We start from the raw sequence: 24,977 nt of genomic DNA, 5'->3' as shown, positions 1-24,977 counted from the left end.
CAGTCCGGCGAGCGGCGTTCAACGTCCCGCGAAGAGAGGCTGGCGCTTCTCGATGGCGGCTTGGGTGGCCTCGCGCGCATCCTCGGTATGGAGCAGGCGGAGGCTGTAGCCTTGCTCCAGCGCGTAGCCGTCCTCGACCGACAGGAACTCGACGCGGTTGAGCGCTTCCTTGCCCATGCGCAGGGCGAGCGGCGCCTTCGAGGCGATGACGTCGGCGAGCGTGCGGGCGGCGTCGCCGAGATCGGAAAGCGGGAACACGCTGTCGACGAAGCCGGCCCGCCAGGCCTCCTGGGCGCCGATCGGCTTGCCGGTGAAGACCATGCGCCGCAGCAGGCCCTGCGGCAGGTGTCGCCCCATATGCGTGATCCCGGCACAGCTGCCGACATTGATCTCGGGCAGGCCGAAATTGGCGTTCTCGGCGGCGAGGCGGATGTCGCAGGCCGATGCGATGACGCAGCCCGCTCCCAGCGCCGGGCCGTTGACGGCGGCGATCACCGGAATAGCACAATTGCGGATGGCGCTGAAGACGCGGCGGACCACCGCGGCGTGGGCTTCGTCATCCTCTGCCTTGTGGGTCCTGAACTCGTTGAGGTCGAGCCCGGCGCAGAAGGCCTGGGCGCCGGTCGCGCCCAGTACGGCGCATTGCACGTCGGTGCGCTCGCTGGTCTGCTCGAAGATGTCGGCGATCTCGGTACAGAGCGCGAGGGACAGCGCATTCACCGGCGGCCGGTTCAGCGTGAGGTGAACGATATTGCCTCGAGTCTCGACCAGGATTGCGCTCATCAGCATGGCCTTTCGCAGTGGCGGCGGGTCAGTCGGTTTCGATTCAGAGCAGGTTCCGGGGATTGTCGGCAGGGAGCGGCGGCGGCAGCCCGCCCTTGCCGTGCCAGTCGAGCGGACGGCTGGGACAGGTCTGCAGCGGCCATGTTGGCACGCGATCGGCGCGCGGCGGAAGTGCCATGAATCGGTATGGCCGGGCGTTGTGCCTTGTCTTCCTTCCGCAGGATGCGGGCGGTTGCGAGGCGTGACCGGGCCGGAGGACCGGCCCGGCCGGATCGCTCAGTGGCCGGCCGGCGCGTCCAACAGCGCGGCGGTGTCGAGCAGGCCACCGCGGCGCGCGGCCTCGGCCGGTGTCAGCCCGGCGCCGTTGCGGACCTGCGGATCGGCGCCGGCCGCCAGCAGGAATTCGGCGAGGTCGGCGGCGCCGGCATCGTCGTCCGGCAGGCAGAACAGCGGTGGCTCGCCGGAACGGGTCGGTGCATTGGCAATCGCGGGATCGTCGGCGAGCAGCGTCTCAAGCCTTTCGCTCTCGCCGGCGCGGCAGAGCGCGCCGATGTCGCGACTATGGACGGCGAGAAGTGCCTGCGCGATCTGCGCACCCTGGTGATGGGCCCAGCCGAGCGGGGTCGCGCCATAGCGGCGTTCCACCGGGTCGATCTCGGCGCCGGCCTCGGTCAGCAGCGTGACGATTGCCGCTGCATCGGCACCGGCCGCCTCGTGCAGCGCTCGCACGCCGTCACGGCTTTCGGCATCCGGGGACACGCCGAGCCGCAGCGCCAGCGCCGCAATTTCGGGGCGGTCCTGCCGGATCGCGACCCGCAGCGGGCCGGGATCGAGGCGAAACTCGGGATACGCCTGCAGCAGCCGGCTCGCCTCGGCTTCGTCGGCACGGGCGATGGCGGCGATGAAGGCCTCGCGTTCGCTGAGTTCGACCGGTGCGGCGCCATGGCCGCGCAGCAGCGCGACGAGGTCCTCGCGCCCGTCCAGCAGCGCCTGCCTGACCAGGCTCTGCTTCGAATAGGCGTTGACCGCGTCGGCGCGGGCGCCATGGGTGAGAAGCCAGGCAGCGCGCCGGGGCTGGCGCGGCACGGCGTTGCCGAGCAGGTAGTCCAATGGCGGCGCCGGCAGTTCGCGCACCGGCTCGCGCCAGCGCCCTTGCTCACCGCGCTTGGCCGTCTCCTCCCAGAACAGCTCCAGCCAAAGCGTCTCGTCGGCGCCGAGCGAGCTGTTGTAGAGCGCCTGCCCGTCGAGCGGATCGGCGCCATGGGCGATCAGCAGCCGGGCCAGGGCCTCGGCCTGCGGATGGGCCGGCTGGCCGTTCTCGCCGCCACCGACGGCGCCGGTCAAAGCGGTGAAGTGGTTGCTGCCATCGCTCCAGAAGCCGTTGGCGGCAGCGCCATGAGCGATCAGCAGTTCGGCGATCCCCAGCGCATCGGCCGATGGCGCGTGGTCCGGAAGCCGTGTGAAGGCGAGGCGGAGCAGCGGCGTCCAGCCGTCGAACTCGCTCGGGCGGGTCGCGAGCGCAGGATCGCTGGCTAGGAAGGCGCCGACGGCGTCGAGGTCATGCGCCGCGACGGCGCTGTGGATGCTGTCGCGGGCGATCTCGGGATGGCGTTCGAGCAGGCGCAGAGCGAGAGCGCCGCGGGCAGGGCGGTCGGCCTCGTAGCCGCCCCATCCTTCAGTGCCGGGCCTGACGCCGTAGCGCAGTGCCGATTTTTCCAGAAAGAGCGCGACGATCGCGGCCCGGCCACGGGTCGCAATCTCGCGGGCGGCAAGCTCCTGCTTCAGGCTAGCCCAGCTGGGGAAGCCGTATTCCCGGGCGAGGGCATGCTGGACCTCGCGCAGCTTCGGCGGGCTGGCCGGGTTCAGGATCAGGGAACGCAAACGGGCGAGCGCGGCGGCGTCGCCGGTCTCGATTTCCTTCAGCCAGCGTTTGGCCTGTCGGCGGAGAGTTTCGAGGTTCGAGCGGGCGGAGAGTTCGCGGGTGCGCGAAGACATGGTTCTTCCTTCCGGAAAGAGCCTGATGTCCGCTTCGCAGGCCGGAAGAAAGCGATGATGGATGCGCTCTAGCCGATTGGGTGGGAGCAGGCTCCCTTGCCGCGGACAGGTGGCGCCCCAAGCGCTCTGCCGCGATGAGAAGCCCAAGGCCGGGGCGAAGTCAACCGAAGGTCGTATGCTCAGACGCCGAGCAGGGTGCGCCGCTCCGCCGCCGTCGGCGAGCCGAAGATGCGGGCCCGTCCGGGTTGGCGGAGCACACCGACGGCGCGCGTGCCGCCGGGCGCGAACAGCACATCGAAACGGTTGTCGCCGCAATCATGGCGCTTGCAGGTGTCGGCCCGTTCATAGCTGCGGCCGGCGATCCAGACCTCGCGGCTCGGCCCGCCCGGACCCGAAAGCCTGTCGGCACGGAGCCAGCGTTCACGCGGGCCGGGATTGCCGATCATCCGCGACCAGGCCCGGCGGTAGACGGGGTCCTTCAGGATGTCGGTGAGATAGCGGCCTTCGGTCGGCTCCGGCGTCGCGGCCTGCGCGCCGCCGCCGGCAAGCAGGATGGCGAGGATGAGGAGCCCGGCTGCGCGGCGCAGGAACCAGCTGGCTGGGATCATCGGCATCGACCTCGGCAATACATGTTTCGCCCCTTCGCACCGTCCGGCGCGAGGGGGCAGTTTCAATCAGCACGTCAAGAGTGTCACTTGGCCCGCTTGACGCCGACCAGCTCGTCCCATTTGCGGAAGGCGACGACCATCTTGTCGGGCTTCAGCGGCAGTTCGATCGGGTTGTTGGCGATCAGGTCGGCATATTCCGGCCGGCCGAATTCGGCGATGACCTTCTGGCTCGCCTCCGGCGCCAGCGAGAGCGGCACGTTCTTCACTGCGGGACCGGGATAGAGATAGCCTTCGTCATAGGAATAGGCCTGCATCTTCGGCGTCAGCACATGCGCCATGATGTCGAGCACCACCGCGAGCCGGTCGTTGGGCAGCCCCTTGGGCACGCACATGAAGAAGGCGTCCGAGACCCAGTGGAAGCCCTTCAGGGTCTGGATCTTCGCTTCTTTCGGGACGATGCCGAGCGCGCGGGGATTGATGTCCCAGCCGGTGGTCGAGATGATGATGTCGCGCGAGCCGTCGCCGAACTCCTTCATCGTCGCGCCGGTGCCGGCCGGATAATACTCGATGTACTGGCCGAGCTCCTGGAGATAGGCCCAGGTCTTGTCCCAGCCATTGACGGGATCCTGCGGGTCCTTGTCGCCGAGGATATAGGGCAGGCCCATCATGAAGGTGCGGCCCGGGCCGGAATTGGTCGGGCGGGCATACATGAACTTGTTCGGGTTGGCCTTGGCCCAGGCGAGCAGCTCCTCGGCGGTGGTCGGCACGTTCTTGACCCGGTCCGGCATGTATTCGAGCAGCGGGCCGGACGGGTAGTAGTTGACGACGACGCCGAAGCCGTCGCCCTGGACCTTGTGCAGGTTGAGCGCGGCCGGTTCGTAATTGGCCTCGATGTTCGGGAACTTGTCGGCGAAATCGGGCAGGATCTTCTGCCAGAGCTTCTGGTCGAGGCCGGCGGCGAGGCCGTCGCTGCCGGTCAGGATCAGGTCGAGATCGACCTTGCCGGCATCCTGCTGCGCCTTGAGCTTGCTGGCGAGCTCGGGGGCGGGCGCCTTCACGAAGGCGATGCGCGAGACCAGCTTGGGATTGGCGGTGCGGTAATCCTCGAAGGCCCGCTGCATCAGGGCGAGCGCACCGCCGACATCCATGACGCTGATCACGACCGGGCTGGTCGGCAGCGGCGGCGAGGCGGCGAAGGCCGGGCCGCCGGCGGCGACGGCCGCAAGACCGCCGAGCACGGTGCGGCGGCTGATGGCATTGAAATCGTCGGTCATCGCGTTCCCCTGTTATTGGCTCGACGTCTTGCTATGGCGTCGCGACAGCTTAGTGCCGGCGTTCGTAGCGGCGCTCGACAGTGCCGATGCGGACCCGCTCGACGAAGAGGACATCCGACCACTCAACCGCGCCTTCGGCAAGGGCGAGGCCATGCGCGTCGAGCGCGGGCCGGATTGCAGCGAGCGGATGGCGCGAGGCCATGCCTAGGGCCTCGTCGGCCGTGGCGATGCCCCAAGAGACGACATTGCGCACCGCCTGGTCGAGGCAGAGCGCCGAGCCGGCGAGCAGGCCCTCGCTTTGGCGGACCGAACCGTCGGCCGTGAGGTCGACCGCCATGCCGGCGAAGTGATAGCGACCGACGGGCGCGGCGGCGGCGACCACCGCGTCGGTGACGAGGATCGAGCGTTCGAAGCCCTTGGCCCGGATCAGCGCCTTCAACGCCTTCAGATGGACATGGATGCCGTCGGCGATGAAGCAGGCCATCAGCCGGTCCTCGGCGAGCTGGGCGAAGACGGGGTTGGCGAGCTTGTGCAGGGTCTGCGGCAGGCCGTTGCCGAGATGGGTGGAGAGGCTGAGTCCGGCGTCGGCGGCCGCAGCGACCACCTCGAAATCCGCCGCCGAATGGCCGATGGCGACGATCTTGCCGGCCTCAGCCAGCGCCTTCGTCAAGGCGAGGGCGCCTTCGCGCTCGGGGGCCAGCGTCACCATCAGGATCGGCCGGGACAGATCGCGCTCCAGCTCCGCGACGAGGTCGAGCTTCGCCGCGGTCATCGCGTCAGGCGGATGGCAGCCATGATAGCCCGGCGCCGGATTGAGGAACGGGCCTTCGAGATGGTAGCCCGGGCACATCAGCTTGCCGAGCCGGCTCTGCGAGACCGCGGCGTCGAGCGCCCGGAAGCGCTCCTGCAATTCGTGCTGATGAGCGGTGATCAGGGTCGGCAGGCAGAAGGTGACGCCGGTCGCCAGCATCGCCTCCAGCGCCCGGTCGAGATCGGCGGCGGTGATGGCGGCGTCATTGAAGTCGACACCGCCGAAGCCGTTGACCTGGAGGTCGACGAGGCCGGGCGAGACGGGCATCGCTTCCTCAGCCCTGCTTCAGCAGCGAGGCCGCTGGCGGATCGATGAACATCACCGTATTGGGATGCTCGCGCAGGACCGAGGCCGGGTATTGCGGCGAGATCTCGCCTTCGAGCGCGGCCTGAACGGCCTTGGCCTTGCGGGCGTCCGAGACCGACAGGATGATCAGTTCGCTCTTCAGGATCTGGCGCACGCTCATCGAGATGGCGCGTTCCGGCACGGCGGCAAAGCTCTCGAACCAGCCTTCTCCGAACTGCTGGTTGCGACAGGCCTCATCGAGCGTGACGACGATATAGGGCTCTTTCGTCGCGAAATCGGCCGGCGGATCGTTGAAGGCGAGATGGCAGTTCTCGCCGATGCCGGCGAAGCAGAGATCGATGCGCCGGCCGGCGATCAAGGCGTTGAGGCGCTGCGTCTCGGCCTGTGCGTCGCCCTCGCCATTGACCGGGACGAAATGGACCTTGCCGCCGAGCGGGGCGACGAAACGCTCCTGCAGATAGCGCCGGAAGCTCGCAGGATGCGATACGGGCAGGCCGACATATTCGTCGAGATGGAAGGCGGTGACCTTCGACCAGTCGATACCTTCGGCGGCGACGAGGTGCTGCAGCATCTCGAACTGGCTGGCGCCGGTCGCGACGATGATGTTCGCCTCGCCATGGCGGGCGATGGCGGCGCGGATGGTCTCGGCGCCGAGCGCCGCAGCCTGCCGGCCGAGCTCCTGCTTGTCGGCGAGAATGCGGATGTCGATCATGCGGCCTGCCCTCGAAGCTTGGCGCATCGCGCGCCACGAATTGCGGATCGAGGTCTAGCATGGCTGCCGCGGAAGGCATCGGGCAAGATGTCGGGGCAGGTCCAATCTGCGGACATGGAAGCGCGAGCCGATATCGCCTGCTCCGGCGAGGATGACGCCGTGACTAGCGCTCCGCTGGCGCGAGAATCTGCAATCGCCGTTCGAGGAAGCGGCGCTCGGCGGGTTGCTGCGTGAGCGCCAGGGCGCGCCGGTAGGAGGCTGCGGCGGCCTCGTCCTGGCCGAGCCGCCGGTGCATGTCGGCGAGCGCCGCATGGGCGAGGGGGTAGCTGTCGAGGGCGCCGTCGCGAAGAGCGGTTTCGACGGCGGCGAGCCCCGCCTTGGCTCCATCGCGTTGGCCGATCGCGGCGGCGCGGTTGAGGGCGCCGACGGGGGAGGGATCGAGCCGCAGCAGCAGGTCGTAGAGCCCGACGATGCGGTTCCAGTCCGTGCCGGCGACGCTTTCAGCTTCCGCATGGGTCGCAGCGATCGCCGCCTGCAGCAGATAAGGACCGAGGCTGCGCCGCGCGAAGCCCTGTTCGATCAGGTGCCCGGCTTCGGCGATCGCCGCGCGGTCCCAGAGCGAACGGTCCTGATCCTCGAGCAGGACAAGCTCGCCGGCCTCGTCAGTGCGCGCGGTGCGGCGCGATTCGTGCAGCAGCATCAGCGCCAGAAGGCCCAGTGCCTCGGCGTCGGGCAGCAGGGCCGCGAGCAGGCGGCCGAGCCTGATAGCCTCGGCGCAGAGGTTCTGCCGTGTCAGCTGCGGGCCGGCCGTGGCGGAATAGCCCTCGTTGAAGACGAGATAGACCACCCGCAGCACGCTTTGCAGGCGGGCCGGCAATTCGGCGCGGCCGGGCACTTCATAGGGCAGGGCCTCGTCGCGGATCCTCGCCTTGGCCCGGACGATGCGCTGGCCGATGACGGGCGGGCGGGTGAGATAGGCGCGGGCGATCTCTTCCGTCGTCAGCCCTGCGACCTCGCGCAGGGTGAGGGCGATCTGCGCGTCCGGCGGCAGGGCCGGATGGCAGCAGGTGAAGACCAGCCGCAATTCGTCGTCCTGAATCTCCTCCGGCAGGGCCGGCTCGGCAGCGGGGTCGGCCAGCGCCGTAAGCTCTGTGGTCGCTGCCGCCAGCCGCGCCTGGCGGCGCCAGCGATCGATCGTCCGGAAGCGGCCGGCCGAGACCAGCCAGGCATAGGGATTGGCCGGCACGCCCTCACGTGGCCAGCGCTCGGCGGCGGCCGCGAAGGCCTCGTGAAGCGCCTCCTCCGCCGCCTCGAAGCCGCCGAGCAGGCGGATCAGCGTCGCGAGCACGCGCCGCCGCTCGCCGCGATAGGCGGCCTCGATGGCGGCGCGTGCTGCGTTCGTGCTCACAGCTGCGGCGGTGGCGTGCTGAAGTCGACGACCGGGCGGACCTCGATGGAGCCGATGCGCGCGATCGGGTGGCCGGAGGCGACGCGAACGGCCTCGTTGAGGTCGGCCGCGTCGATCAGGACGATGCCGCCGAGCATCTCGCGGGTCTCCATGAACGGGCCGTCGGTCGCCGACATCTTGCCGTCGCGCATCTGCACGGTCATTGCGGTGTCCGGCATCTCAAGCGCCTCGCCGGCGACGAAATGGCCGGTCTCGGTCAGTTTGACGTCGTAGTTCGCGCATTCGGCGAGAACCGCATTGGCCTCGGCGCCGCCGCCGAACAGGGTCTTGGGATCGTAATAGATCAGGCAAGCGTAACGCATGTTGGAACTCCTCTTCCTGTGCATCGACGCAACTTGTCGTTCGGCGGCGGTCGATTTCGACAGGGACCCGTTTCTTTTTTAGCGGGGTCGGTGGCCGGGTCACCTGCGGGTTTCGAAAAGGACGCGCCGGAGCCGCAATCGCACAGGCACGGCACAAAGATCGGATGTTAAACATCGGATGAATGGTTGCGGGCGGGCCGGCGCCGTGCGAAAGAGCTGGCACGAAGCCAACAAGGCGAAGTCAGGGAGGCGGAATGCGGCGCGGCGCCAAGCCCGGCAAGATCGGTGCGATTGTCGCCCATCTCGGCGCGGCGATCGTGCGCGGCGAGGTCGCTCCAGGCGAGGCGCTGCCGCCCGAACACGAGCTCGAGGCGCGCTACCAGGCCGGCCGCGGCGTCGTCCGCGAGGCCGTGAAGATGTTGGCCGCTAAGGGCCTCGTCAGCGTCCGGCCGCGCCACGGCACCCATGTCCGTCCGGCCCATGACTGGTCGATGCTCGACCGCGACGTGCTCACCTGGCTGCGCGGCGGCGACGGGCTCGGCCGGGAAATCCTGCTGGCGCTCGACGAGACCCGCGCCATCATCGAGCCGGCTGCGGCGGCCCTCGCCGCCGAGCGTGCGACGGCGGAGGATTGTGCGCGGATCGAGGCGGCTCTCGCCGCGATGGAGCGCGGGCAGGACGATCCGGCGGCCGCGATCGCCGCCGACAAGGCCTTCCATCTCGCGATCATCGACGCGACCCACAACCCGATCCTGCGCAGCTTCCGCGGCGTGATCGACACCATCCTGAGCGCGCTCTTCGACATCACGGTCGGAGTATTCGCCGGCAACCTCGCGAACCATGCCGCCGTGGCGCAGGCGATCTCCGCCCGCGAACCCGAGCGGGCGCGCCGGGCGATGGAGCATCTGCTCGGCTACACCCAGCAGCACCTTCTCTCCGGCAGCCTGAAGCCGGCGCGAACCGACAACGACAAACCCTAGGGAGAACGAAATGAAACTGAAGAGCCTGATGATGGCGGCCGCCTTCGCGGCCACGAGCTTCTCGGCGAGCGCGGCCTGGCCCGAGCGCCCGATCACGCTGGTCGTGCCCTGGGCCGCGGGCGGCGGCACCGACGCGGTCGCGCGCATGGTCGCCGCCGGTCTCGAGAAGGAGCTGGGCAAGCCCGTCAACGTCGTCAACCGCACCGGCGGCGGCGGCGTCGTCGGCCACACCGAAATGGTCAACGCCAAGCCGGACGGCTACACGATCGGCCTCGCCACGGCCGAGGTCACGACCTTCTACTGGTCGAACACCGCGCCCTTCACCTATGAGAAGCTGACGCCGATCGCGCTGGTGAACTTCGATTCCGCCGCCTTCAACGTCGCGGCGAACTCGCCCTGGGCCGATCTGCGCGCTGCGCTCGACGACATCAAGAAGCAGCCGGCCGGCAAGTACAAGCTCTCCGGCATGGCGGCGGGCGCCGCCTATCACCTCGCCTTCGCCGGCCTGCTCCAGCTCGAGGGCATCGACCCCAAGGCGGTCGTGGTGGTGCCGAGCCAGGGCGCGGCCCCGGGCTTCCAGGAGCTGGCCTCGGGCGGCGTGCAGATCGTTCCGTCCTCGCTGCCGGAAGGCAAGCCGATGTTCGATGCCGGGCGGGTCAAGTCGCTCGCGGTGATGTCGAAGGAGAAGATCGGCGCCTTCCCGGCGGTCCCGACCGTCAAGGACGCGATCGGCAAGGACTATGAGGGCGGCACCTGGCGCGGCCTCGCGGCTCCCGCCGGCCTGCCGGCGGACGTCACCGCCAAGCTGGTCGAGGCGGCCGCCAAGGTCGCGAATTCCGAGGAGTACAAGAAGTTCCTCGCCGAGCGCGGCTTCGGCCATGCCTTCGCCAAGGGGCCGGCCTTCGGCGAATTCCTCGCCACCCAGCACAAGAACAACGGCGAGATCATGGGCGCGCTCGGCCTGCGCCTGCGTCAGTAGCAGCGGGCTCTCCGCCCTCAACCTTCCGCGGAGCGCCTGCCCATGGCGCTCCGCCCGTTTCCCGGGTCAAGCCGCGCATGAAAGTCAACGAACTCGTCGCCGGGCTGTTCTTCCTGGTCGTCGCCGGCCTCTATGCCGCCGGGGCCTGGAGCCTGCCCAATCCGTCGCAGCAGCCGCTCGGCCCCTCTGCCTTCCCGCTGATCCTCGCCGGGCTGCTCGCGCTCTGCGCGGCGCTGCTCGTCTGGCAGGGCGCGCGCGCATCCGAGCGCGGCCCGGCGCTGGCGCTCGCCGACTGGACGCGCAGCCCGGCTGCGCTCGCCCGGCTCCTGCTCGTGCCGGGCGCGGTGCTCTTTTATGTGCTGGCTTCGGAGGCGCTCGGCTTCCTGATCACCGCGGCGGTGATCCTGGCCACGCTGTTCCTGGCCGGCGGCGTCCGGCCGCGGCTGGCGCTGCCGCTGGCGCTCGCCGCTGCGCTGGTGATGCACTCGATCTTTTATCTCGGCCTCGGGGTGCAACTGCCCTGGGGACCGCTCGAACCCGTGCGCTGGTGAGATCATGCTCGACGCCTATGTAACCGCGCTGGGGATGGTGCTCGATCCCTATGTGCTCGCCGTCATCGTCGCCTCGGCCATTTACGGCCTCGTCGTCGGCTGCATTCCCGGGCTCTCGGCAACGATGGCGACGGCGCTCCTGGTGCCGCTGACCTTCTTCATGCCGCCGGTGCCGGCGATCGCCGCCATCGTCACCACCTCGACGATGGCGATCTTCTCCGGCGACATTCCCGGCTGCCTGCTGCGCATTCCGGGCACGCCCGCCTCGGCCGCTTATGTCGAGGATTCCTACAGGATGACCCAGCGCGGCGAGCCGGAGCTCGCGCTCGGCATCGGGCTCTGGTTCTCGGTGCTCGGCGGGCTCTTCGGCACCGCGGTGATGATGGCCGCCTCGCCGGCGATCGCCGATTTCGCGCTCGGTTTCGGCTCCGTCGAGTTCTTCTGGATCGTGATGCTCGGGCTCGGCGGCGCGGTCTTCATCGGCTCCTCGACGCCGCTCAAGGCCTGCATCGCGCTGCTGCTCGGACTGATGATCGCCATGGTCGGGATGAACAATCCGGCGGGCCAGCCGCGCTTCACCTTCGACTCGACCGAGATGCTCGGCGGCGTCTCGCTGATCCCGATGATGGTCGGCATGTTCGCCTGCTCGGAGGTGATGCGGCACATGATTTCCGGAGGCAACGCGCCGCAAATCAAGATCAAGAAGATCGGTCCGATCTTCGCCAATATGTGGCGCCTCACCAAGCAGTACCCGGTGCAGCTCCTGCGCGGCAGCGCACTCGGCACGGTGGTCGGCATCCAGCCGGGCAGCGGCGCCGACATGGCGGCCTGGATGTCCTATGCGATGAGCAAGCGCTTCTCGAAGGAGCCGGAGAAGTTCGGCACCGGCCATCCGGAAGGGCTGATTGAGGCAGGCGCCTCGAACAATTCCTCGCTCGCCGGCGCCTGGATTCCGGCCCTGGTCTTCGGCATCCCCGGCGACTCGATCACCGCCATCGCGATCGGCGTGCTGATGATGAAGAATATGGCGCCGGGACCGACGATCTTCGTCAGCAACCCGCAGAACGTCTATGCGCTCTTCCTCGTCTTCGTCATCGCCAACCTGCTGATGCTGCCGCTCGGCTGGGCAATCATCAAGGTCGCCTCCAAGGTGCTGACGGTGCCGCGCAAGGTGCTGATGCCGATCATCCTGCTCTTCGCCATCGTCGGCTCCTATGCGATCAACAACTCGCTGTTCGATGTCGGCCTCATGCTGGCCTTCGGCGTGCTCGCCTTCGTGCTGGAGGAGAACGGCTTTCCGGTCGCGCCGGTGATCCTCGGCGTGGTGCTCGGACCGCTGCTGGAGGAGTACTTCATCAACTCGATGATCAAGTCCGACGGCAGCCTGCTCGGCCTCGTCGACCGGCCGATCGCCGCCGTGCTGGCCGCGATCACCATCGGCATCATCGGCTGGACGATCATCAGCTCGATACGCGGAGGACCGCGCCGCGAGGTCACGGCGCAGGACCTGTAGGTGGGGCGGTCAGCCGTTTTCGGGTCGGAGAACTGCCGGCCCGAGGGACCTGAATCGATCTTGCCTTTGGTAAATTGAGTGAGCCCGGCGGCACCGCCCGCTTACGATATCGCGAGCTAGGCCCGGAAATCGGTTCGTGATCTCCGGGCCTTAACTTGTCATGCACCATAGCCGGGCTCATCCTCGTCGGCGCCTGCCTTGATTCTGAGTGAGCCTTTCTGGCTCGGGATGCCGCTTCCCCTGACGACCCAGAAGGGTATCGGAACTTCGACTGTCAACGACGGTCGTGAGGGAGCAGCAGTATCCCTGGTCGGAAGGTCCGGAAATGGAGCGACCGATGCTTCGCTGGCCTTTGTACGCAGTCTCGGCTCTCTCAGTGTCGTTGTGTTTGAGCGGTCCTGCACGCTCGCAGGTCTGTCCTTCCCCGGTCGTCGTCAATGGCGCGCAATGCACGGTCACGCCGGGAACGGTGGTGACCGTCACGCCCGCGAATGCGATCGGCCTCAGCGCAACCGGAGCGGGCGGCCTGATCACCGGCAACGGCATCACCGCGAATCTCGCCGCCGCGACGACGACCGGAGCGCGCGCCCAGAACACAGCCTCGATTCTGTTCAACGGCAGCACGCTCGCTACCACCGCGATCACGACCGCGACGGCGGCCGGACAGATCGGCCTGCAAGCGACAGGAGGGGGCAGCTCCGTCAGCGCCACCGGCTCGGGCGTCACGCTCGGCCCCGCGAACGGAACGACCGTCGCCAATAATCTGATCGGGGTGAGCGCCGTTTCAGGGGGCACGGTCACCCTCGTGAACACCAATGTCACGACGCTGGGCGGAGCCGGCGGGCTGAACAATCACGCGCTCGTTTCGGATGGTGGCGGCAGTCTCGTCGACGTCACGGGTGGGACGATCGCGACGCGTTCCCGAGCCTCCTTCGGCGCCTTAGCCCAGAATGGCGGCAGCATCCTTCTCAACGGGACCTCGATCTCGACGACCGGTGTCGGCACGGCGGTCATCGCCGGAGGTCACGCCCTGTTCGCGACCGGAGCGGGCAGCCAGATCACCGGCTTGAACCTCACGCTCGGCACGACGGGTAACTTCTCGAGCCCGGTTCGCATCGAGAATGGCGGCGCGATCTCCCTGACCGGCGCGACGATCACCGCGAGCGGCACCTCCGCCGCCGATACCGATCCTGCTGCGGGCGCGCGCGTGCTCAGCGGCGGACAGCTCAGCCTCACGGGCAGCACGATCACGACGACCGGGCAGCGGGGCACCGGCATCTCGGTCCAGGGCGCCGGATCCATAGCGACAGTCACGGATACCGGCGTTTCTGCGGCGGGCAATCGCGCCAATGCGCTGTTCGTCGCCGACGGAGGCCAGGCGAATGTCAGCGGCGGCACGCTGTCGTCGGCCGGGCCAACCTCGGTCCTGGTCCAGGACGCCGGCTCCGCGGTCACTCTGACGAATGCGGCGATACAGGGCGTCAGCGGCCCGACGCTGATCGGCTATGGCCTGCGCGTGAATTCCGGCGCGACCGCGACCATGACGGGCGGTTCCTCGACCACGGATGGCCGCGACAGTCCCGGCATCGCGGCCTCCGGTGGCGGCAGCGTCACGGCGACCAATGTCAGGGTGACGACCTCCGGCAACGACAACGCGATGGGCGTGATCGCCGACCTCGATGGCACGATCAACCTCGCCGACAGCGTGGTCACCACGACCGGGGGCGAAGTCCGCTCGGGAGCCCGTCCGCACGCGCTCGTGGCGCGCAACCCAAACGGCGTCCTCACGGCGACCGGGACGACCGCGACGACCTTCGGCCTGCTTGCGATGGGTGTCGTCGCCGACGATGGCGGCGTTCTGACCTTCTCCCAGGGCCGGGTCACGACCTCCGGTACCAGCGGTATCGGCCTCTTCTCCGTGACCGAGCAGACGGGAGCGCAATTCGCCGCGAATCTGACGGCCAGCGATCTTTCGATCACGACCAGCGGCAGTCTCGCGCACGCCGTCGCGGCTCAGTCGCGCAATGACATCTCCGCGCCGCTGGCGCTCGCGACGGTCAACAGGGCCATCATCCTCACCACCGGACCAAACGCGGTGGGATTGCGCGCCGTGCTCGGCGACTACGGCACCCGGCCGGTTACCGGACGCGGCGAGGCGCAGGTGGTCGCCAACGATTCCCAGGTCCGGACGCAAGGGGATGGCGGGCATGGCGCGCTGTCGCGCGACAATCCGACCTCGGTGACCATGAACCGGACGGATGTCGTCGCCTCCGGCCTGGCGGCGCATGGCTCGGTCGCCGAAGCGGGCGGTCTGATCGTCGGCAATACTGCGAGCGTGACCGCGACCGGTGCGTCGTCGGCGGCGCTCTTCGTCATCGGGGCGCCCGATGCGGTGTCGAACGCCCGTTTCACCGATAGCAGGCTCGCCAATCTCAGCGGTCCGACGATCGGCGTCGCGGGCAACGGCAATGTCTCGCTGACGAATTCGACGGCAGGTGGAAGCGGGGAGTGGCTGCGTGTCGGTCAGAGCGTGGATTTCCCGCCATTGATCCAGTCGCCGCCGCTGACCGGCGTGCAGGATCTGCCCGATGCCGATCTTCCTCCGCCGGCGGCGCTTCCGCCCCTCGGAGCCCCGCTCGGCCTGCCGGTGGTTCCCGGCCTCGCCAATGTGACGCTGATCAACTCGACCGTGGTCGGCTCGGCCTTCACCGCGCCCGGCAGCGTCTCGAATGTGACGCTGGTCGACAGCACCTGGATCATGACCGGCAATTCGAACCTCACCAATCTCGTCAACGATCCCAGCCTGATCCAATACACTGCGCCGACGGGCGATCCGACGCTGCTCGCCAGCTACAAGACCCTGACGGTCGTGACCTATCTCGGCATTGACGGACGCATCGGCCTGAACACCTTCCTCGGCGCCGACGCATCGCCGTCAGACCGCCTGATCATCGATGGCGGCTTGGCATCCGGGCGTTCGCCGCTGCTGATCGCCAATACGACGGGGCCTGGCGACCTCACCACAGGCAACGGGATCCTGGTGGTGGACGCGGTCAATGGCGGCGCCACGGTGCCCGGTACCTTCACGCTGGGCCGGCCAGTGGTCGCCGGCCCCTATGAGTACTTCCTCTTCCGCGGCAGCGTGGACACATCGGGGCCGCAGAACTGGTATCTGCGCTCACATATTGCTCCGACACCCGAGCCGCCGGTGCCGCCAACCCCGCCACAACCGGGGCCGGCGCCGGCACCGACGCCGACACCGGTAGTGATCCCGAGCTACCGCCAGGAGGCCTCGCTCTATGCGGCGCTGCCGGCGATGCAGCTGATCTATGGCCGCACCTTGCTCGACAGCCTGCATGAGCGGGTCGGCGAGCTCCGGCCGTTGGAGGCCGCGCCGGTGACCGAGGAACGCACGATCTGGTGCAAGAACCCCGAGAAGAACTTTCGCTGCACCACGGTCGTGCAGCTGCCGGCGAGCGCGATCGCGCCCGGCCGGTCCTTCGTCTCCTCGGGCTGGGCCCGGATCATCGGCTGGCACGGCGAGCATCAGAGCGGGCCTTACGGCATCCTGCGCAACGGCCCGAGCTTCGACTACGATCTCTATGCCTTCCAGGCCGGGCTCGATCTCTACCGCAGCTACAATGCCGACGGCTCGCGCGACCATGCCGGCATCTATGGCGCGGTCGGTCGGATCGAGGGCGATGTCAGGCATTTCAACGGCATCAGGGCCGGGCGCAACACGATCGATGCCACCTCGCTCGGCGCCTACTGGACGCATTTCGGCGCCTCGGGCTGGTATCTCGACGGCGTCGTGCAAGGCACCTGGTACGATGCCAAGGCCGATTCAAGGCGCGGCTTCGAGCTCAACCGCGATGCCTTCGGCTTCGCGGCCTCGCTGGAAGGCGGCTATCCGATTGCGCTCGGCCAGGGCTGGATCATCGAGCCGCAGGCGCAGATCGTCTACCAGACGATCTCGAGCGGCAGCGCGTCAGACGCCGTCGCTCAGGTCCGCTTCTCCGACGCCGACTCGTTCGCCGGCCGGATCGGCGCCCGGCTCGCCAGGAGCTGGACGCTCGAGGATGCTGCAACGGGCGGGCGGCCACGGATGCTGACCGCCTGGCTGAAGGCGAGCCTTTGGAACGAGTTCCTGGGCAACCCCAAGACCTCCTTCTCCTCGGCGACGGGCTTCATCCCCTTCCGCTCCGATCTCGGCGGCAGCTGGGCCGAGCTCAAGGCCGGCGTCGATGCCCAGGTCGCCCGCAACGTCGCCCTCTACGCCTCGGCCGGATACTCCGTCGGCCTCAACGGACGCGCCCACGCCTATGACGGAAGGCTCGGCGTCAAGGTCTCCTGGTGAAGGAGCTTCGATGCCTGGAACGGGACGACCACGGTGTTCGGCGCCGGGGTCTCCCGAGGACGACGAAGACCTCACCTCGCTCGCAGGCCGAGCTGTGCGGGCATGTGCTCTTGGCTGCGGTCGTTCTCCAGACGGGACTTGAGAGGTGCCGGCCGACGCGCTAGAGCACTGGCATCGGCAGAAGGATGTCAATGCGCAGAGGCCTCATCTGAACCGCATCTAGCGGTGTCATCAGCCCCCTGAGGGCTTCTCTGCTTGCATTCCCATCTGCGGAAACATCATGAAAAACGTGGAAACGACGATCCGCGCCTATGAGGCGTCGACGGATCTCGAAACGCTGTCGGCCATCTGGTTCGAGGCTTCGCTCCTGGCCCATCCCTTCATCGGGGAGGAACGCCTGCGCGAGCAGCGCGTCCTGATCGAGACGAAATATCTCCCAGAGGCGGAGACCTGGGTGGCCTGTCGCGGCGGAGAGCCGGTCGGCTTCGTCAGCCTGCTCGACCACTTCATCGGCGGGCTCTTCGTCGCCTCGGGCCAGCAGGGCAACGGCATCGGCCGGACCCTGGTCGCCCATGCGCTGAAGCTGAAGGGCGAGCTCGTGCTCGAGGTCTACACCGGCAACAGGCAGGCCTACGCCTTCTACGAGGCGCTCGGCTTCAAGGAGCAGTCGCGGCGGGCCCAGGACGATGAGGGCCTGCCGTTCGAGAACGCGCAGATGCGCCTGAAGGCCTGATGGTCCGGCAGGGCAGCGCACGCGTGGCCCTGCCTGTCCCGGCGAATGCGGTTTCGGCCGCAATCGCTTCCGGCGCCAGGCTCAGCGCTCGGTGATCTTGAACTCGATGCGGCGGTTGCGGCGCCAGGCTTCGTCATTGTTGGCGACGTCGAGCGGCTGGAACTCGCCGAAGCCGGTGGCGGCGATGCGGTCGGCCGGGATGCCCTTGGTGATCAGGTATTCGACCACGGCGACGGCACGCGCGGTCGAGAGATTCCAGTTCGAGGGGAACTGGGCCGAGCGGATCGGCCGGTTGTCGGTATGGCCGTCGACACGCAGAATCCAGGGCAGGTCCGGCGGCATCTCGCGGCCGAGGTCGGCAATGATCGCACCGAGCTTGTCGAGCTCGACGCGGCCTTCCGGCTTCAGTACCGCCTGTCCGGCGTCGAAGAAGACCTCCGACTGGAAGACGAAGCGGTCGCCGACCACGCGGATGTCGGGCCGCGTGCCGAGCACCTGGCGCAGGCGGCCGAAGAAGTCCGAGCGGTAGCGCGCCAGCTCCTGGACGCGCTGGGCCAGCGCGACATTGAGGCGCGAGCCGAGCTCGGCGATGCGCGTCTGCGCTTCCTTGTCCTTGGCCTCGGCGGCGCCGATCGCCTCCTCGAGCGCGGCGAGCTGGCGGCGCATGGCGAGGATCTGCTGGTTGACCAGCTCGACGGTGGCCTGGGCCCGCGCCGAGAGCTGCTTCTCGGCCTCCAGCGCCTTCTGGCTCTCGGCGAGCTGGGCCGGCGCGCTGCCATTGACGCTGTCGAGCATGCCCTGGATGCGGCTGCGCTCGGCCTGCTCGGTGGTGAGCGTTGATTGCAGCAGGGCGAGCGAATCCTTGGCGTCCTTGCCGGCGGCGCGTTCCAGCGCCAGGAGATCGGTGAGTTCGGAGAGTTGGCGATTCAGCCGGTCGAGCACCGTGTCCTTGCCCGAGATCTCCTGCGACAGGAAGAATTGCCCGAGCACGAAGACCGACAGCAGGAAGACGATGCCGATCAGCATCGTCGAGAGCGCGTCGACGAAGCCTGGCCAGAAATTGACGTCCTCGCGGCGATGGGAGCGGGACAGGGCCATGTGCGGCGCTCCTTTCGTTCAGATCGCGTCGATGACGAAGCTCTGTGGCGCGCTCATGGCTCCGCCACCGTATCGGCTGCGAGGCGCTCGATCAGGCGCTTCAGGTCCTTCTCGCGCGCGGCCTGGGCTTCGACCCAGTCGCGAATCAGCTGCTGCTCGGAGCGCATGTGCTGGACGAGGCCCTGGATGCCCTCGGCGAGGTTGGCCATGGCCTGCGCCGCGGCGCGGCTGTTGGCGCCTTCCTGGATCGCGGCATGGAGCTTGTCGAAGCGCTCGCCAAGTCCGTCGAAGCTGGCGGCCTGGCTCGCCGCGGTGCTGGCGCCAAGATAGCCCTCGACCTCGTTGCGGAAACGGCGCTGCGCCTGGGCGACCTGGAGTTCGAGGAAGCCGAGCACCAGCGAGCCGGCGATGCCGAAGAGCGAGGAAGAGAACGACAGGCCCATGCCGGCGAGCGGCGCGGCGAGGCCGGCCTTGAGCTCGTCGAAGAGGACACCGGCCTCGGCGCCGGTACGCAGGGTCTTGATGACGTTGCCGACCGAGGAGACCGTGTCGAGCAGGCCCCAGAAGGTGCCGAGCAGGCCGAGGAAGACGAGCAGGCCGGCGAGATAGCGCAGGACCTCGCGGCCATCGTCGAGCCTGACCGCGATCGATTCGAGCAGGCTCGCGGCCTGGTCGGAGGCGAGGCTGCGACGCTGCAATGCGGGCAGGACCGCCGCGAGCGGGCTGATCACCTGCGAGCGGCGAATTGCGGCATCGGCCGGACTCGCGGCCAGCCGCGTCGCGGCGCGAGCCTCGCTGTCGACGCGCCAGAGCTCGCGCAGCGCGATCAGGACGCCGACCGCGAGCGCGCCGACGATCAGGCCGTTCAGGCCCGGATTGGTCATGAAGGCGGAGCGCAGGCCAGCCTGGAGGATGAAGATCAGGAAGCCGATCAGCGCCAGGAAGACCAAGGCGCGGATGAAATAGCGCAGGGGCCGCGAGAAGCGGAGCGTTTCGGAATGCAGCGCGGACATCGGGGCCGCAGCCGCATTCTCCCGCGCCACGGCCTCATGGGCCGCTTCGTCACTGGCCATGCGTGGTCTTCCGTTCCGGTTTCTCCGCCCTTGGCAATGTCGCCTCCCGCCACGCCGGGATCAAGCGCGAATGCGGCTTACCCCGCCTCAGGCCACGGTTTTCAGCGCGGCGCGCAGGGCCGGCTCGCCGGCCTCGTTGCCGCAGATCACGTCATGGGCCGAGGTCGGCTGCTTGCCGTCGAGCGTGCCGAAGGTGCCGCCGGCCTCGCGGACCATCACCGCCGCGGCCCCGAAATCCCAGGTGTTGAGACCGCGCTCCCAATAGGCGTCCATGCGTCCGGCGGCGACATAGGCGATGTCGAGCGCGGCCGAGCCCATGCGGCGGACATTGGCGAAGCGGCTCATCACCGCGCCGAGCTCTCTCAGGAAGAGCGGATGGCCACCCTTGCCGATATGCGGCACGCCCATGCCGATCAGCATGTCAGCCGACTCACGGCGGCCGGAGACGCGCATGCGGCGGTTGTTGACATAGGCGCCCTTGCCCTTCTCGGCGATGAAGAGCTCGTCCTTGGCGGCGTCGTAGACGACGCCGGCGATGAACTGGTTGTCGCGCTCCAGGGCGACGGAGATGTTCCAGTGCGGGATGCCGCGCAGGAAGTTGTGGGTGCCGTCGAGCGGGTCGATATGCCAGCGATTGCTCTCGTCGGTGCCGACGACGACGCCGCTCTCCTCCATGACGAAGCCGTAGCCGGGCCGGGCCTTCTCCAAGGCCGCGCGCAGGATCTCCTCGGCCTTGTGGTCGGCCTTGGAGACAAAGTCGCCCGGGCCCTTGGCCAGGACCTGCAGGTTCTCGACCTCGCCGAAGTCGCGCTTCAGCGAGCGCGACGCCTTCATCACGGCATCGGTCATCACGGTCATCAGCGGGGAACGGATCATCTTCAAAACCTCAGGGCGCGCAGGGCGCGGCAGAACGGGAGTGGGCTATCAAAGAGCGGAGGCAGGCGGCGCCGACGGTGCAGCGCGAATTTCGCCGTCACTTGCTCGGTTGGCTCGGCGTCGTCAAGGCCGTGGCCTCGATCCGGTCGGCCGCGAGGCGGGCGGCGCGGGCGAGCTGCTCCGGCGAAAGCCTTTCGAGAAGCTCGTCCAGGGTCGCATCCGAAAGGCCCTGAGCGCGTGCCGCAAGATGCCAAGCCGCGGCCTCGGAGAGGTCCGGCGGCACCGTACGACCGAACTGGTAGAGCTTGGCCAGCCGGTTCTGGGCGATGGCGTTGCCTCTGTTGGCGGCGCGGATGAACAGGCGTGAAGCGGCGCGCTCGTCCCTGGCGACGCCGTCGCCGTTGAACAGCATGATCGCGTATTCGACCTGACCGGCAAGATTACCGCTGGCGGCGGCCTTGCCCATCCATTGCGCTGCCTTCTGCGCGTCGGCGGGGCCGCCGCGGCCGAGCTTGCTGAGCACCGCGAGGGCATGCATCGCGTCGCCGAGGCCGGCATCGGCGGCGAGTTCGAGGCTGGCGATGGCGCGCTTGTCGTCCTCGGGCTTGCCGGTGGCGAGCAAGGCGAGGGCGAGATTGTAGTTCGCGGCGGGGTGGCCGGCGGCGGCGGCCTTCTCGAGCAGGACGCCGGCCTTGGCCGGATCGCGCGTCACGCCCTGACCCTCCAGGGTCGCCATGGCGAGCCCGAAGACGGCATTGACGTCGCCTTTCTCGGCGGCGAGCCGGTACCAGTCGGCGGCAGCGGCCGCGTCGTCGCGGACGCCGAGGCCCTGGCGGTAGATCTCGCCGAGCAGGGTCATCGCCGCGGCGTCGTTCGGGTTGGCCTCCAGCCGCTTCATTGCTTCCGTCTGGGCGCGGCGATAGTGGCCGGCCTGATAGGCGCCATAGGCGAGGTCGGGCTCCGCCGCGCCGGCCGGCAGGGCGAGAGCCAGTCCCAGCAGAGCGAGGCGCAGCCTCATCGGGTTCCCTTGCGTGCGGCAAACTCGGTGATGGCCGCATCGGCTGCGCCGACCGCGGCGCGGATGTCGACGTCATCGCCGAAGAGCCATTCGCCGAGCGCGAGGAATTCCGCGCCGGTTTCGACCAGCGCCGGCACGGAGGCGGCATCGGGCGCATAGGCGATGCAGGGCGTCTCGAAGATCTCGGCCCACCAGGAGGCGCGCTCGACCACCGCCGGCAGCGGCGGGAGCGAGCCGTCCGGGCGTGGCTCGCCGAACATCACATAGTCGACCCCGGCCTCGCCGGCATCCATGGCGTCATGGCGCGAGCGCAGGCCGCCGACGCCGATGATCCGCTCCTGGCGCAGGCTGGAGCGCGCTTCGGCGATCGCCTCGATGCCCTCGGTGATATGGACGCCATCGGCGCCACCGCGGCTGGCGACCTGGGCCGAGGCCTCGACGACGAGCGCGACGTTCTGGGCCTGCACCGACGGAGCGAGCGCCTTGACACGCTCGGTCAGGCTGCGCTCGTCGCCGGGCGCGAGCCGCAGCAGCACGGCTGCGACATCGCCGCCGGCGAAGGCCTGCATCAGGCGAAAGGAGATCGCGCCGGGGTCGAGGACCGGGGGCGTGACCAGCATCAGGCGGGTGCGGGGCGGTTGTGTGCTCATGATCGGCTGCGCAAACGGCCCGCGACGTGGTCCAATGTCAAGACCGCGAGGCCGGCAACGAGGCTCCAGAAGGCCGAGCCGACGCCGAAAAGCGACAGGCTCGAGGCGGCGACGGCGAAGGTGACGACCGCGGCGAAGCGCTCTTTGTCGCTGCCCATCGCCTGGCCGAGCGCGCCGGTGAGCGAGCCGACGAGGCCGAGCCCGGCGACGGCGATGATCAGCGCCTTCGGCATGGCGAGGATCAGCGCCAGCAGGAGGCCTGCGGTGGCAGCTATGGCGAGCCAGAAGAATGCATACCAGATCCCGGCCTTCCAGCGCTCCTTCGGGTCGGGATGGGTGTCGGCGCCGGTGCAGATCGAGGCGCTGATCGCCGCCATGTTGACCATATGCGCGCCGGTCGGCGCGGTCAGGAACGACATCAGCCCGGTGACGAACAGGCAGGAGGCGGTCGGCGGATGATAGCCGGAGGCGCGCAGCACCGCGAAGCCCGGCAGGTTCTGCGCGGCCATGGTGACGAGATAGAGCGGGATGCCGATGCCGAGGATCGCCGTCAGGTCGAGATGCGGGACGATCAGCTCGATATGGGTGAGCGCGACAGGCCCCGCCGGCAAGGTCGCGGTGCCGGTGGCGAAGGCGAGTGCGAGACCGGCGCCCAGCGCCGCGATGACGCCGAGGAACGGGTTCCACAGCCGCGCCAGCAGGAAGACGACGAGCAGGGGCAGCACCAGCGCCGGCTGCAGGCGCATCTCGTCGAAGACGGCGACGACGAAGCGGAAGATCACGCCGGCCAGCATCGCCGCAGCGATGCTCATCGGGATGCGCTCGACCAGCGCGCCGAGCGGGCGGAAGGCGGCGGTCGCCATCATCAGCGCGGCGGCGGCCAGGAAGGCGCCGACGGCCGAGGCCATGTCGACGCCGCTCGCCGCCGCGATCAGGGCGGCGCCCGGTGTCGACCAGGCGCAGATGATCGGCATGCGGTGCCGCCAGGACAGGATCAGGCTGGCGAGCCCCTTGGCGATGGCAAGGCCGGCGAGCCAGGAGACGGTCTGGCCGGGCGTCGCGCCCAGTGCCTGCGCCGCCGCCAGCACCACCGCGACCGAGGCCGCATAGCCGACGAAGACCGCGACGAGGGCCGAGAAGAGCTGCGACATCGGCGGGCCCTTACGAATCCCAGGCTGTCGGCCAGGCCTGATCGAGCTCGGGACCGAGCCGGACCGCGGAGACGGATTTGGCGAGGCCGCTGACGTCGTCGGTCTCGACGGCGATGCCGGAGAGCGTGCCCTGGCCGAGCGCGGCCTCCAGCCTGGAGCCCGGCGTCTTCTGCAGGAAGCGGCGGATGGATTCGTCCTTCTGCATGCCGAGGATCGAATCATAGTCGCCGCACATGCCGGCATCGGACTGGTAGGCCGTGCCGCCCGGCAGGATGCGGGTGTCGGCGGTCGGGACATGGGTGTGGGTGCCGACGACGAGGCTGGCGCGGCCGTCGAGGAAATAGCCCATCGCCAGCTTCTCGCTGGTCGCCTCGGCGTGGAAATCGACCACGACCGCATCGGCGACGTCGCGCAGCGGGCAGGCGGACAGCTCGCGCTCGACCGCGGCGAAGGGATCGTCGAGCGGGTCCATGAACAGGCGGCCCATGACGTTGACGACGAGCACGCGGGCGCCGTTCCTGGCCTCGACCACGGCGGCGCCGCGGCCGGGCGTGCCCGGCGGGTAATTGGCCGGGCGGATCAGCCGGGGCTGGCGCTCGATGAAGACCAGCGCCTCGCGCTGGTCCCAGGAATGGTTGCCGAGGGTGATGACATCGGCCCCCGCGGCGAGAATCTCGTCGCAGATCGCCTCGGTGATGCCGAAGCCGCCGGCGGCGTTCTCGCCGTTGATGACGACGCAGTCGAGATTCCAGCGCTGGCGCAGGCCGGGGAGGCGATCCAGCACGGCCTGGCGGCCGGCGCGCCCGACGATGTCGCCGAGGAAGAGTAGACGCATTGTCGGGGTCTCTGTGGCAGCAGCGGTCGCTTTCAGTGCCGTGATTGCGTCGGCAAATCAACCGTGCAGCGGGTCAGGCGCAGCGTATGGTTTCCTTCTCCGTGACGATCCAGTCGAGGCTGCGGTCATGCGGTTCGTCGGGAACCGCCAGGATTTCCTGGGCGGCGTAGCCGATGCCGACCGTGGCGAGCGGGCGCAATTCCGCTATGGCGCGGTCGTAATAGCCCTTGCCGTAGCCGATGCGGAAACCGCGCCGGTCGAAAGCGGCGAGCGGCACGATCAGCACCGCCGGCCGGACCTCGGCTTCCGAGGACTGAGGCACCAGCGTGCCGAAACCGCCGGGAACGATCGGCTCCCAGGGCGCCCAGCGCCGAAAATGCATGCGCCCGTCGACGATCGCCGGCAGGCAGAGCGGCAGGCCGCGTTCATGCAGCGCTTCGAGGATCGGGCGCGGATCGGCCTCCGAGCGCATCGGCCAATAGGCGGAGACCGGGCCTTGCGAGAAGGCGGGCAGGGCCAGAACGCGCTCGGTGATCGCCTCGTCCCAGATCAGCCGGTCGTCGAGTTCGAGCGCGTCGCGCCGGGCCAGGGCCTCGGCACGCAGGGCAGCCTTGCGGGGGGAGGGGGCGGGGGAGGCGGCTTCGGTCATGGAGAGTGCGGAGCCACCTCGGCCGTGGAGATTTCGATCCCGGGACACCTACAAAGTAGGTGGGCGCCGTGTGTCCGGGTCCAGGGACCCAGTCAGGGACAGCTCCCTAGGGAGTCGTATGGGCCCGGGAATACATGACTCTCACGCACCAGGCAGCCCCGCCCAGACAAGGTAAGGCGCATGCCGGCAAAGCGCCAGAGGGTTTGGCCGTCGGCGCAGAGAAATTCGTGTGGCGAGGCGGTCGCGAGTCAGGCG

22 protein-coding genes and 1 other RNA gene are annotated in these 24,977 nt (G+C 68.9%); 6 read left to right on the top strand and 17 right to left on the bottom strand.

Annotation, left to right across the window (positions count from 1 at the left end):
* Window positions 1-18 precede the first annotated feature (18 nt).
* The 8 genes from RKE40_RS07900 to RKE40_RS07865 form a co-directional block, all read right to left on the bottom strand.
* Window positions 19-789, bottom strand: coding sequence for an enoyl-CoA hydratase-related protein (locus RKE40_RS07900; RefSeq protein ID WP_316017683.1), 771 nt, complete (start codon window positions 787-789; stop codon window positions 19-21).
* A gap of 270 nt (window positions 790-1,059) precedes the next feature.
* The gene (locus RKE40_RS07895) at window positions 1,060-2,778 is read right to left on the bottom strand and encodes an ankyrin repeat domain-containing protein (RefSeq protein ID WP_316017682.1); all 1,719 of its coding nucleotides are present in this window, start codon (window positions 2,776-2,778) and stop codon (window positions 1,060-1,062) included.
* Window positions 2,779-2,957: 179 nt separating this feature from the next.
* Window positions 2,958-3,392 carry an Ivy family c-type lysozyme inhibitor gene (locus RKE40_RS07890; protein WP_316017681.1) on the bottom strand — a complete coding sequence of 145 codons (435 nt, stop codon included), beginning with the start codon at window positions 3,390-3,392 and terminating at the stop codon, window positions 2,958-2,960.
* 77 nt (window positions 3,393-3,469) lie between these two features.
* Window positions 3,470-4,660, bottom strand: a complete 1,191-nt coding sequence (locus RKE40_RS07885) for an ABC transporter substrate-binding protein (protein WP_316017680.1) — start codon at window positions 4,658-4,660, stop codon at window positions 3,470-3,472.
* A gap of 49 nt (window positions 4,661-4,709) precedes the next feature.
* The gene (locus RKE40_RS07880) at window positions 4,710-5,738 is read right to left on the bottom strand and encodes an N-acetylglucosamine-6-phosphate deacetylase (RefSeq protein ID WP_316017679.1); all 1,029 of its coding nucleotides are present in this window, start codon (window positions 5,736-5,738) and stop codon (window positions 4,710-4,712) included.
* A 7-nt stretch (window positions 5,739-5,745) separates the two neighbouring features.
* Window positions 5,746-6,489: a glucosamine-6-phosphate deaminase gene (locus RKE40_RS07875; RefSeq protein WP_316017678.1), complete on the bottom strand. Its 744-nt coding sequence runs from the start codon at window positions 6,487-6,489 to the stop codon at window positions 5,746-5,748.
* Between the two features lie 163 nt (window positions 6,490-6,652).
* Window positions 6,653-7,897, bottom strand: coding sequence for an RNA polymerase sigma factor (locus RKE40_RS07870; RefSeq protein ID WP_316017677.1), 1,245 nt, complete (start codon window positions 7,895-7,897; stop codon window positions 6,653-6,655).
* Window positions 7,894-8,259 carry a YciI family protein gene (locus RKE40_RS07865; RefSeq protein WP_316017676.1) on the bottom strand — a complete coding sequence of 122 codons (366 nt, stop codon included), beginning with the start codon at window positions 8,257-8,259 and terminating at the stop codon, window positions 7,894-7,896. The genes RKE40_RS07870 and RKE40_RS07865 overlap by 4 nt, the downstream gene beginning before the upstream one ends.
* 254 nt (window positions 8,260-8,513) lie before the next feature.
* Between RKE40_RS07865 and RKE40_RS07860 the strand changes: the two genes are divergently transcribed.
* From RKE40_RS07860 to RKE40_RS07835, 6 genes are all read left to right on the top strand, one after another.
* Window positions 8,514-9,239, top strand: a complete 726-nt coding sequence (locus RKE40_RS07860; RefSeq protein ID WP_316017675.1) for a FadR/GntR family transcriptional regulator — start codon at window positions 8,514-8,516, stop codon at window positions 9,237-9,239.
* 10 nt (window positions 9,240-9,249) lie between these two features.
* The gene (locus RKE40_RS07855) at window positions 9,250-10,218 is read left to right on the top strand and encodes a tripartite tricarboxylate transporter substrate binding protein (protein WP_316017674.1); all 969 of its coding nucleotides are present in this window, start codon (window positions 9,250-9,252) and stop codon (window positions 10,216-10,218) included.
* Window positions 10,219-10,295: 77 nt separating this feature from the next.
* Window positions 10,296-10,769, top strand: coding sequence for a tripartite tricarboxylate transporter TctB family protein (locus RKE40_RS07850; protein ID WP_316017673.1), 474 nt, complete (start codon window positions 10,296-10,298; stop codon window positions 10,767-10,769).
* A 4-nt stretch (window positions 10,770-10,773) separates the two neighbouring features.
* Complete coding sequence (locus RKE40_RS07845) at window positions 10,774-12,282, top strand: tripartite tricarboxylate transporter permease (protein WP_316017672.1); 1,509 nt, start codon at window positions 10,774-10,776, stop codon at window positions 12,280-12,282.
* Window positions 12,283-12,754: 472 nt separating this feature from the next.
* A complete protein-coding gene (locus tag RKE40_RS07840; RefSeq protein WP_316017671.1) occupies window positions 12,755-16,639 on the top strand; it encodes an autotransporter outer membrane beta-barrel domain-containing protein in 3,885 nt (1,294 codons plus the stop codon).
* 280 nt (window positions 16,640-16,919) lie between these two features.
* A complete protein-coding gene (locus RKE40_RS07835; protein ID WP_316017670.1) occupies window positions 16,920-17,372 on the top strand; it encodes a GNAT family N-acetyltransferase in 453 nt (150 codons plus the stop codon).
* Window positions 17,373-17,453: 81 nt separating this feature from the next.
* Here RKE40_RS07835 and RKE40_RS07830 read toward each other — a convergent pair whose 3' ends face one another.
* The 9 genes from RKE40_RS07830 to ssrS form a co-directional block, all read right to left on the bottom strand.
* The gene (locus RKE40_RS07830; RefSeq protein WP_316017669.1) at window positions 17,454-18,470 is read right to left on the bottom strand and encodes a peptidoglycan -binding protein; all 1,017 of its coding nucleotides are present in this window, start codon (window positions 18,468-18,470) and stop codon (window positions 17,454-17,456) included.
* 53 nt (window positions 18,471-18,523) lie between these two features.
* Window positions 18,524-19,543 (bottom strand): flagellar motor protein MotA, encoded by a 1,020-nt coding sequence (locus tag RKE40_RS07825; protein WP_316017668.1) that lies wholly within the window; start codon window positions 19,541-19,543, stop codon window positions 18,524-18,526.
* Window positions 19,544-19,630: 87 nt separating this feature from the next.
* Window positions 19,631-20,419, bottom strand: a complete 789-nt coding sequence (locus RKE40_RS07820; RefSeq protein WP_316017667.1) for an inositol monophosphatase family protein — start codon at window positions 20,417-20,419, stop codon at window positions 19,631-19,633.
* A 97-nt stretch (window positions 20,420-20,516) separates the two neighbouring features.
* Window positions 20,517-21,437 carry a tetratricopeptide repeat protein gene (locus RKE40_RS07815; protein ID WP_316017666.1) on the bottom strand — a complete coding sequence of 307 codons (921 nt, stop codon included), beginning with the start codon at window positions 21,435-21,437 and terminating at the stop codon, window positions 20,517-20,519.
* On the bottom strand, window positions 21,434-22,087 hold the full coding sequence (locus RKE40_RS07810; protein ID WP_316017665.1) for a thiamine phosphate synthase: 654 nt from the start codon (window positions 22,085-22,087) through the stop codon (window positions 21,434-21,436). Before RKE40_RS07810 ends, RKE40_RS07815 begins: the two co-directional genes overlap by 4 nt.
* Window positions 22,084-23,238 carry a benzoate/H(+) symporter BenE family transporter gene (locus tag RKE40_RS07805; protein WP_316017664.1) on the bottom strand — a complete coding sequence of 385 codons (1,155 nt, stop codon included), beginning with the start codon at window positions 23,236-23,238 and terminating at the stop codon, window positions 22,084-22,086. Before RKE40_RS07805 ends, RKE40_RS07810 begins: the two co-directional genes overlap by 4 nt.
* A gap of 10 nt (window positions 23,239-23,248) precedes the next feature.
* The gene (locus tag RKE40_RS07800) at window positions 23,249-24,073 is read right to left on the bottom strand and encodes a TIGR00282 family metallophosphoesterase (RefSeq protein WP_316017663.1); all 825 of its coding nucleotides are present in this window, start codon (window positions 24,071-24,073) and stop codon (window positions 23,249-23,251) included.
* Window positions 24,074-24,146: 73 nt separating this feature from the next.
* The gene (locus RKE40_RS07795) at window positions 24,147-24,722 is read right to left on the bottom strand and encodes a 5-formyltetrahydrofolate cyclo-ligase (protein WP_316017662.1); all 576 of its coding nucleotides are present in this window, start codon (window positions 24,720-24,722) and stop codon (window positions 24,147-24,149) included.
* Window positions 24,723-24,728: 6 nt separating this feature from the next.
* A non-coding RNA gene (gene ssrS, locus RKE40_RS07790) (6S RNA) lies at window positions 24,729-24,884 on the bottom strand.
* Between the last annotated feature and the right edge of the window lie 93 nt (window positions 24,885-24,977).

The sequence above is a fragment of the Allobosea rubneri genome (assembly GCF_032464875.1).
In the GTDB taxonomy this organism is placed as follows: Bacteria; Pseudomonadota; Alphaproteobacteria; order Rhizobiales; family Beijerinckiaceae; genus Allobosea; species Allobosea rubneri.
The sequence above is the reverse complement of the archived record's forward strand: the minus strand, read 5'-3'. Positions and strand labels throughout refer to the sequence as shown.